This window comes from Sutterella wadsworthensis (assembly GCF_003315195.1).
Classification (GTDB): Bacteria; Pseudomonadota; Gammaproteobacteria; order Burkholderiales; family Burkholderiaceae_F; genus Sutterella; species Sutterella wadsworthensis.
The window spans coordinates 22,704-31,371 of sequence record NZ_QNRV01000028.1; the positions used below are offsets into that span (position 1 = coordinate 22,704).

The following is an 8,668-nucleotide window of genomic DNA, read 5'->3' on the forward strand; positions in this document are numbered from 1 at the left end:
CACAAAAAATCAGGTGAGGAGACTGCGGATGACGCGCATCAGCGCGGGTGCGGCCACGATCGCTACGACGGGCGGCAGAATCAATGTCATCAGCGGCAAAGAGAGACGGGCGGGGAGCTTTCCGGCGCGTTCTTCGAGCGTCAAAATCAAGGTCGACCGAGATTCGGCGGCAATGTTGTGGAGCGCCTGCGCCAGAGGCGTACCGAACTGTTCGGCTTGAATAAGCGTTGAAACCATGCCTTCAATAGACGGCACGCGCGTACGCTCGGCGAGATTGCGCAGCGCCGCTGAACGCTCGGGCATGATTTCAAGTTCGGCATTGGTGAGTGCGAGTTCATGAGCGAGAATCGGTGCGGAAAGTTCCAGTTCTCTCGACACCACCTTCACAATGCGCGTAAAGGGAAGGCCGGCCTCGGCGCAGATCACCATGAGGTCAAGGGCGTCGGGCATGCTGCGCTCAAGCGCCGTATAGCGCCGTGCGGCCATCGACTTCAAAACCCATTCCGGCAGAATACCGCCCGCAAAGTAACCTGCCCCCATGAGCGCGATGGTGCCGATGCTTCGCTCCTGAGTGCCGAAAAAGAGCGCGGCCGCAATGCCGAGTCCGAGCAGCGTTTTGAGGAGCAAAAAGACGCCGAGCGAACCCGGGCGCGCGAAACCGGCTTGGGCGAGGAGGAGCGCCGTTGTCTCACGGCTCTTGTCATTCCCGGCGAGCTTCAGCCCAAAGCGAGCGGCCGGCTGAATCCATTCCGGCAGCGGCTCGATGCCGCCCGCCTGATGCGGATGCGCAGCCGCTTCTTCATCAATGGTGCCCGCCAATCGATCTTCAAGTGCCTCAGCATCTTGTTGGGAGCGCAGCGCAAACACAAAGACGACAATAGAGAGGAGCGCGAGCGCAAAAAAGATAATCCATGTAGTCATGACTCGAGCCTCACTGAATGCGGCGAACCATCAGCCAGGTCACAAAAAGCCCGGCAGCAACGCTCGCGGCAGCGTAGCCGAGCACTTTGAGGCCGGTCGGATCGGTAACGAGGAACTGAAAGTCCTGCGGCGCCTGGATGTACTGATAAATGAGCACGCCGGGCACGAGACAGGCGACGATCTTGATCGAAGCGCGAGCCTCGGATGTTTTGGCCTGCACCTTGAGTGCAAGCTCCGCGCGCTCGCGAAGCGTGGCCGCCAAGCGCTCGAGCGTGTCGGCCAGACGGCCGCCCGACTCCTGACTGATGATCACGATGACGGCGAAAAAGCGGTATTCGGGCAGCGGCACGCGGTGCGCTGATTCCTGAAGCACCTGCTTCAAGGGGACGCCCAGACGCAGCCACCGGTCGATGGTGCGAAGTTCTTCCGAGAGCGCGCCGCGCAGGTTCTGTGCGGCGAGTCCGAAGGCGGTCTGAGCCGGCACGCCGGCGCGGCAAATTCGCGCGATGGAGTCAATCGCTTCCGGAAGCGATTTGCCGAGGTCTTCGGTCCATTCACCCATGGCGCGCAGATATAGGAGCGCCGCCGCAGAGGCGAAAAGCGCTGCGCCTCCGAAAAATGCGATCAGGAACGGATAGTCCGTCATGCGGCCCACCAGTGCGGCTGCCGTAAAGGAAAGAGCACCAAGCACCAATACGCGAAGACGCAGGTTCTTGGTCCAGCCGAGCAGTTCCAGTCCCTTCTGAATGCGCACGATGCGGGCATGGAGCTTCGGGAAATGCCCGTGATAGTCGTCAAGCCCCATCAGCACGGATTCATCGGGATATTCAACCGGCGCAACGCTTTTGGCTTCCTCCTCAACCTGCGTCAAAAGCTCAGTGAGTCTTTCGCGAACCATTTCTTCGCGGCGTGCGCGGTTCGTAAAGGCACGAAGTCCCAGCACGCCCAAAAGTACGAAGAGGAACACCAAAATCGTGAAAAGATTAAGCATGAGCTTTGTCCTCTCAATTGCCGCCGAAGAGATGTGCGCGGTCCTGATAGAACTTCGGGCGCAGCCCCGTATTGACGAATTCGCCTACGATCCGTCCGTCGGCAGAGATGGATTTGATGCGGTAGTTGTAGAGTTCCTGCGTCTGGATGACGTCCTCTTCCATGCCGCAGACTTCAACGATCGACACCACACGGCGCTTGCCGTCGCGCATGCGTTCAATCTGCACGACCATATTCACTGCGCCGCCGATTTGACGGCGGATGGCATTAAGCGGAAGCTGCAGATTGGCCATCAGCACCATGTTCTCCAGACGGATCAGGGCGTCGCGCGCATTATTGGCGTGCACCGTGCAAAGCGAGCCGTCGTGACCGGTGTTCATGGCCTGGAGCATGTCAAAGCACTCGCCGCCGCGAACTTCGCCCAAGATGATGCGGTCCGGACGCATACGAAGCGCGTTCTTAACAAGATCGCGCTGAGTGATCTGTCCGCCGCCTTCAATGCTTTCGGGACGGGTTTCCAAGCGCACGATGTCTTCCTGATTGAGCTGCAGTTCGGCCGCATCCTCAATCGTCACCACGCGTTCCTTCTGCCCGATCTTGAAGGACAAGGCATTGAGCAGCGTTGTCTTGCCCGCGCCCGTGCCGCCCGAAACGACGATATTGAGACGCGCCATCACCGCGCGTGAAAGGAGCTCCACCATGTCCTTGGTGAGTGCGCCGCCCTCGGAGAGCTCTTCCAAATTGCGCTTATGCTTGCTGAATTTGCGGATTGAAATGGATGTGCCGTCAAGCGCCAGCGGCTTCGTAACAACATTGACGCGGCTGCCGTCTGCCAGACGAGCATCGACCATCGGATTGGCTTCATCGATGCGGCGGCCGACGCGCGCGGCAATGCGCTGCGCAATATTGAAGACGTGCTCTTCATCAATAAAGGTAATGGGCGTCAGTTCAAGTTTGCCGAAGCGCTCGACAAACACCTTATCCGCGCCGTTGACGAGAATATCCGTAACGGTTTCATCAGCGAGCAGCGGCTCGATCGGCCCGATGCCGAGCATTTCGTCGAGCATCTGCGCGCTGATGGCCTGTTCTTCAGCGGCCGTCAGCTGAAACCGGTTCTGGTCGCAGATCTCACGAATGAGCTGAGCGACTTGTTCTGCGAGATTTTCCCGGCTGGTCGTCGCCGCCTTCATTGGGTCAATCTGCGCAAACACTTGATCGTGAATCGTGCGGCGCACGCGGGCAAGTTCTGCCGAAGCCTGTGCCTGAGCCTGAGGCGCCGCAGCAGCGCTCTGCGGCATGGAACGCATGCCGGGGCGGCGCACGGCTGCACTCCCAGCGTTTGAGGCGGCAGCAAACGACGGCCGATTCGGCATCGCGGCGGGCGGCGTCTCGGCGCCAGGCTGCGCAGCGCCGATGAGAGCCGCATCCTGCCGAACGTCTTGAGCTGGGCGCGGCGCAGGGGCAGCGGCCGGAATGGGTCGACGAGTACCAACGAGCATCTTCACTATTCTCCAAACGGTCTCTTTTCTTGAGGACGGCAGCCGCTCATCAAGCCGCAGCCTTGGCGGAATCCTTGCTTCCGGTGAGCTTCAAAAGCTTGAGCAGCTTCATGACAGTCGGGAAATACCGCTCTGCAAAACCCGGAGTCGTCGAGTGCGCGCCTGCGCGCCCGAGCAGTCCGCAGGCGAGCCCTTCAATGCTGCGGGCAAAGGCTGGAGCCGCCTGCGAAGTGAGCGCTCCCTGCAGGAGACTTGCGTCAAGGACCGTCCCGGCATTGGGCAGTTCAAAGTCCACCTTGACGCCGAGGAAGTTTTCAAACTCTTCACGCGTCAGCACGGGCTTGCTGCGCTTGCCCGCACCGGCTCGGCAATGATTGGCCACCAAGAAGCGGCGCTGACCGGGCTGCGGCGCACCGAGTTCAGCGAGCAAAATCTTCGCCGCGCGGGCGTTTGAAACCGTGTAGTCGATGAGAATCACGCAGACATCGGCGTTCTTCAGAATTTCTGCGCTCCCCGCAGGGCGATGCGACGGGATATCCCAAATCGAAACAGAAAAGAGTTCGCAAAGCGCACCGCCCAACTGAAGGAGGAGCTGCGGATCAACCGGCGTTTCCGGACCGGGACGCTGAGCAAGGAGCGACAGGCGCTTCTTTTCACCGTCTGCGAGCACCGTGCGGGCAATGAGGCGATAGTCGATTTCAGCGGCCGAAAGAATGCCGGCCAAGCCGTTGTCGGCCTTGAGACCGAGGAGTAGCGCGAGGTCACCTTTGCGGCGATCGAAATCAACGAGGAGCGTCGGATATTTGGCAGCCTCTGCAATCCAGCGCCCCAAAAGCGCCGCTACGGTACTCGTACCCGCTCCGCCAGCAGCCCCCGTCACCGCAATGGTCTGTCCGACCCGCACGCTTGAAGCATCCGGCATACCGAGCCAGCGATCGCTGTCGGCACGGTTGAGGAGCTCCACCACCAAAGCATCTGCCACCGGCGAAACCAGATAGTCAAATGCACCGGCAGAGAGGAGCGAACGGTAAAGTTCAACATTTTCTTCTGCGCCTACTGCCACAATGCGGCAGCCCGGGCCCGCCAAGGCGGCCAAATCTGCTAAGGCCGGCACTGGGAAAGGCGAAGCAGAAATATCAACAATCAAGAGCCCCGGGGCGTCATGCTGCGTGAGCCAGGCCTGAGCTTCGTCGATGCCGCCCTTCTGAGCGGCTGTACAGCTGCGCCCGAGCCGAGCGAATACGTCGGTGAACTGCTTCAGATCGCCTTCGCGGCAAAACACCGCGGTCGTGATGCCCTCGACGGAGGCATTGTTTTCGTTTTCCTTATCCACGATCAATCCTCCTGGCTGAAGTCGATGTCGATCAGGTCTTCCTGATCACCCGTCTGATATTTCTGTACGGCCAGATTGCTGGCCGTGCCGTCAGCGCCTTCAAGCGCACGCGGACGCAGGAGATCCTTCGGATCGCTCACCATCATGGCGATGTTGGCGTTGTTGGCGCAGCCCAACGTGCCGACGGCCTCGTAAGGCTCAATCGTCCAGCGAGTCGGATCGGCCACCTCGCACTCCGGCGCATGCACAACGTAGGCCTCGCTGATGAGCTCCAAGTCCCAGCTCACGCGGCGGTCCGGAAAGTCGCGCTTGCCGGTTTTTTCATTTACATAGACGGCAAGCTTGGGTTCCTGAGCGCCCGCTTCTTCGAGCGCTTCGGCCAATCGGCGAGCGAGCTTTTCGCCTCGCTCGGAGAGCGGTACGACGGTGAGCACCTGACGGCGGATCGGTCCCTGCGACAAGAGGAACTTGTTGGCAGACTCGATCGACTCATCGGTGAGACCCGAACCGTTTGCCGAAGCACGAAGGTAGAGCGACTTCGCCTGAACCTTCATGGAGAGCGCCTCGTCTCTCGTCTGAGCAAAATTCGAGGAACGCACACGGCCAACGGTCTTGGTCTCAAGCCCTTCAACCGCACGGTACCCTGCTTCGGCTTTGTCAAAGGCGTAGCCGCCCGCCGTCTGAACCGCATTGCCCATGTAGCTCAAACTTTCACAGCCCGTAAGCGCTGCGATCAAGGCAATGCTCAGGAGCGCTGCCGTGCCTTTGCGCGCCTGAGTCTTCAGACTGAAGCGGCGCTGATTGTTGTTGTGTGTCATATCTTTCATCCGCATCCGTTTCAATTAGAAGAGGTAGCCGATTGAAGCCTGACGCGGTGCATAAGCGTCAACGGCATTGATGCCGCGTCCCGGCACGCGCAGATCGCCCGAAGAAACCGGGTCGACGATATTGGCGGTGAGCAGAATCACGAGTTCGCTGTCTTCGACCTGCGTCTGTTCGTATTCAAAAAGACGGCCGACGAAGGGAAGGTTGCGAAGTCCCGGCACACCGTTCACGGTCTGCGATGATTCGCTGCGAAGCATGCCGGCCAAGGCAAAGCTCTGGCCGCTGGCGAGTTCAACTGTGGTTTCTGCTCGGCGCACGCGCACCGCCGGAATCACGGAGCCTTCCGAAAGAATCACCTGCCCCTCGCTCGTAAGCTCGCTCACTTCAGGCGCCACATGGATTGCAATGCGGTTAGGCGAAAGCACTGTCGGCGTCATGCGCAGAATCACGCCCCAGGACTTGTAGTCGATGGTGATGGAGTTGCCCGTAATAATCACGATCGGCACTTCGCCGCCGCTCGCAAAGGCGGCGGGCTGACCTGACATCGCCGTCAGGTTGGGTTCGGCAAGGAGCGAAGCAAAACCGGATTCGCTCATGGCATTGATGAGCACGCCCAAGGACATGCGGCCCATATTGAAGATGCCGCCGAGCGCCGCGCCCGCCGTGTTCGAATCCGGCATCAACCCCGGAATGTTGGCATTGCCGTCCTCAAAGGAACCGTCCGGATTGAAGTGTGAATTGTTGGACGCATGCGAGGAGAAGAGTCCCTGCGATGTGCCGTTGCCAAGGAAAAGCGGGCCGCGGCCGGTATTGAGCACCGCACCCCAGTTAAAGCCGAGCGAATGCGTGAGTGAACGGGATACTTCAACAACCCGCACCTGAATATTCACCTGCTGAGAAACTTCAACTTTGAGCTGATTGATGACCGGACTCGACTGGCCGCCGGCGGAGCCGCCCTGGCCGCCTCCGTCCTGGCCACCTTGCTCGCCGCCCTGCCCCGGACCGCCTGCAGCGGCCGAAGAGACCAAATAGGATTCAACGAGCTGGGTGACGCGCCGGCTGTCGAGCGCCGTCTTCACTTTGCCGCGCACGATCATGCGGTTGTTGAGTGCCGGCACGAGTTCAATGCTCGCACTCGGCACGGCCCGCTTGATGTCGGCCTTCAGTTTTTCGAGATTGTGTTCAACCGTCACTTGGACAGCTGCAATCACCGCGCCGGCTTCGTCAAGCGCATAAAAGGTCGTTGAGCCGGCAGCGGTGCCGAAGAAAAAGACCTGATCGGGAGAAGGCATCTGATAGGAGGCAATGCCCGGCGTTGCGACAAGCACCTTTGCCGCTGCGCTCGGGAGCTGCAGCAGAGCACCCTCCTTCAAAAAGACGCGAAGACTGCTTGTCGGCTTGGTGAGCTTGAGGTTTTTCAAGCTTGAAGCGCCTTCGAGCACTTTGACGTCTGTCGGAACCTGTGCCCTCAGCGCTGCCGATGCTGGGGAAACAGCCAGACCGAGCAGTGCGCCCAGACAGGCTGCCGCAAATACGGCGCGCGACGGCTTCCGGTTTTGGGTCAGACGGGAAGAACGGCTGACTGAATCTTCAAGGTGTGGAATCTGCACGATGGTTCTCTTCAATCGGTTAGAAGGTGACGGGCGCAACAGCCGCACCCTGATAGGTAATGACAGTCTTAGCGGCCGGCCGCTGCGTGCCGAGAATGCCCGTGGCATCCTGCAGATGCGTGACGGCAGCGGTCTTCTCATTCACTGCGCTGGTGCCGGCCGCATCTTTGGTCTCCGGTTCACGCAGACCGCGAATAGACACCTGAAGGTCTCCGGCTTCCTTAGCCACAGCGAGCGCCTGTGCTTCCATGGGCGTCACTTCAAGCGTGATCGTGCGGTAGTCAACGCGACGCGCGGCCGTCGAAGCCGTCTTTTTGGCATCCGTCTTCTGCGGAGCCGTCTCCGGCTGCGGCGCAATGCTCTCGGTTGAGTTATTAAGCGCGAGCACGCGGACGTTGGTGAGGATGGTCTGAGCAGCGAGCTTTGTCATGCCGCTCGTTTTGTCCTCTTGATCCGCCATGGCTTCAGCGGTTTCACGCTTCAATGTCAGGATCACGTCCACCCAGTCGCCGGCACTCACCAAACCGGAGTTGCTCGACACCGCAGAGGTCGGAATGGACACCGCACGCTTGCCCGGCGACAGCACAGCCGCCAGGAACCCTGGATTGCCGGGGTAAAGCACATCGTCCTGCGTGATGAGTTCGCCCTGCGGAACTGAGCGCCTAACGGTTGCACCCATCAGGAGCGCAGCGGCCGTCCGGTCTCCCGGACGCTTGGCGGAAATCGCTGATGCTGGAGCCTCGTCAGCCTTCATCTCCACCCATTTGATCGCCGTTCCCGAGAGAAATTCGCCGGGCTCTACCAGTTTGGCTGCAGCCGCAGCCCAAACGGGCGGCACCTGCGCCTCAGTCGCCCTGGCCTGCGCCGCAGCGGCCGGACGTTCTGCCGCATGGGGAGCGAGAAGCCCGCGTGCGACGAAAGCCGCACAGCCCGCAAGGACGACGACAAAACCGAGAAGCAGTAGAGAAGAAGTTTTGATTTTCACGATCTCATTCCTGATGTCGCGTGGAATCCCGACGGTCTGGTCCGTTTTTTGAGCGCACAAGGCCCCTGCCTTCCCGCAGCCGGAGCTGCCGGAAGGTTTCAAACCATCTCGAAGAAGACTTAGAAAATGTGTGAGAAAACGCCGAACTGCACTGCAGCAAAACCTGCCGCTATGGCGAGCCCGTAGGGAAGCCCCTTCTGAGCCTCACCGCCGAGGAGACCGATCGGCGTGCATTCAAGCGGCCGGCCGAAGGCCTCCGCCAAACGCTCCGCCCAAAACCCTGTCTTTGTTTCAATCATTCGCAAGAGCGGAAGACCCAAAACCATGAGTCCGCCGACGAGCGAGAGAAGAATCAAAAAGAGGAGCGCGTCAGACCCCGCCCAAAAAGAAAGGACGGCAGCAAGCTTTACCCGGAACTCCCGGATAACAGATCCCGAACTCGTGTGATTAAGGTCAAGGATCGGATGTTTTGCTGAGCTAATCCCGTGAAAATGAACCAATAAGT

At 60.0% G+C, this 8,668-nt stretch carries 7 protein-coding genes and 1 pseudogene; all 8 read right to left on the bottom strand.

The features are described from left to right. Nucleotides 1-9 precede the first annotated feature (9 nt). Nucleotides 10-921: a type II secretion system F family protein gene (locus DES29_RS10040; protein ID WP_016474576.1), complete on the bottom strand. Its 912-nt coding sequence runs from the start codon at nt 919-921 to the stop codon at nt 10-12. A 10-nt stretch (nt 922-931) separates the two neighbouring features. Further along, entirely contained in the window at nt 932-1,912 is a 981-nt protein-coding gene (locus DES29_RS10045) for a type II secretion system F family protein (protein ID WP_016474577.1), read from the bottom strand. Nucleotides 1,913-1,925: 13 nt separating this feature from the next. After that, the gene (locus DES29_RS10050; protein WP_113854833.1) at nt 1,926-3,410 is read right to left on the bottom strand and encodes a TadA family conjugal transfer-associated ATPase; all 1,485 of its coding nucleotides are present in this window, start codon (nt 3,408-3,410) and stop codon (nt 1,926-1,928) included. A gap of 49 nt (nt 3,411-3,459) precedes the next feature. After that, nucleotides 3,460-4,743: a CpaE/TadZ family protein gene (locus DES29_RS10055; protein ID WP_016474579.1), complete on the bottom strand. Its 1,284-nt coding sequence runs from the start codon at nt 4,741-4,743 to the stop codon at nt 3,460-3,462. A gap of 2 nt (nt 4,744-4,745) precedes the next feature. After that, the gene (locus DES29_RS10060; RefSeq protein WP_236578918.1) at nt 4,746-5,561 is read right to left on the bottom strand and encodes a CpaD family pilus assembly lipoprotein; all 816 of its coding nucleotides are present in this window, start codon (nt 5,559-5,561) and stop codon (nt 4,746-4,748) included. 24 nt (nt 5,562-5,585) lie between these two features. Then, the gene (locus tag DES29_RS10065) at nt 5,586-7,178 is read right to left on the bottom strand and encodes a type II and III secretion system protein family protein (protein ID WP_113854834.1); all 1,593 of its coding nucleotides are present in this window, start codon (nt 7,176-7,178) and stop codon (nt 5,586-5,588) included. Between the two features lie 19 nt (nt 7,179-7,197). Beyond that, entirely contained in the window at nt 7,198-8,163 is a 966-nt protein-coding gene (gene cpaB, locus DES29_RS10070; RefSeq protein WP_113854836.1) for a Flp pilus assembly protein CpaB, read from the bottom strand. A 119-nt stretch (nt 8,164-8,282) separates the two neighbouring features. After that, nucleotides 8,283-8,668 (bottom strand): annotated as a pseudogene (locus DES29_RS12515) (hypothetical protein); the annotation flags it as partial.

Coding starts and splice junctions, on each gene's coding strand:
- DES29_RS10040 (WP_016474576.1), bottom strand. CDS start 921: ATGACTACATGGATTATCTTTTTTGCGCTCGCGCTCCTCTCTATTGTC.
- DES29_RS10045 (WP_016474577.1), bottom strand. CDS start 1,912: ATGCTTAATCTTTTCACGATTTTGGTGTTCCTCTTCGTACTTTTGGGC.
- DES29_RS10050 (WP_113854833.1), bottom strand. CDS start 3,410: ATGCTCGTTGGTACTCGTCGACCCATTCCGGCCGCTGCCCCTGCGCCG.
- DES29_RS10060 (WP_236578918.1), bottom strand. CDS start 5,561: ATGACACACAACAACAATCAGCGCCGCTTCAGTCTGAAGACTCAGGCG.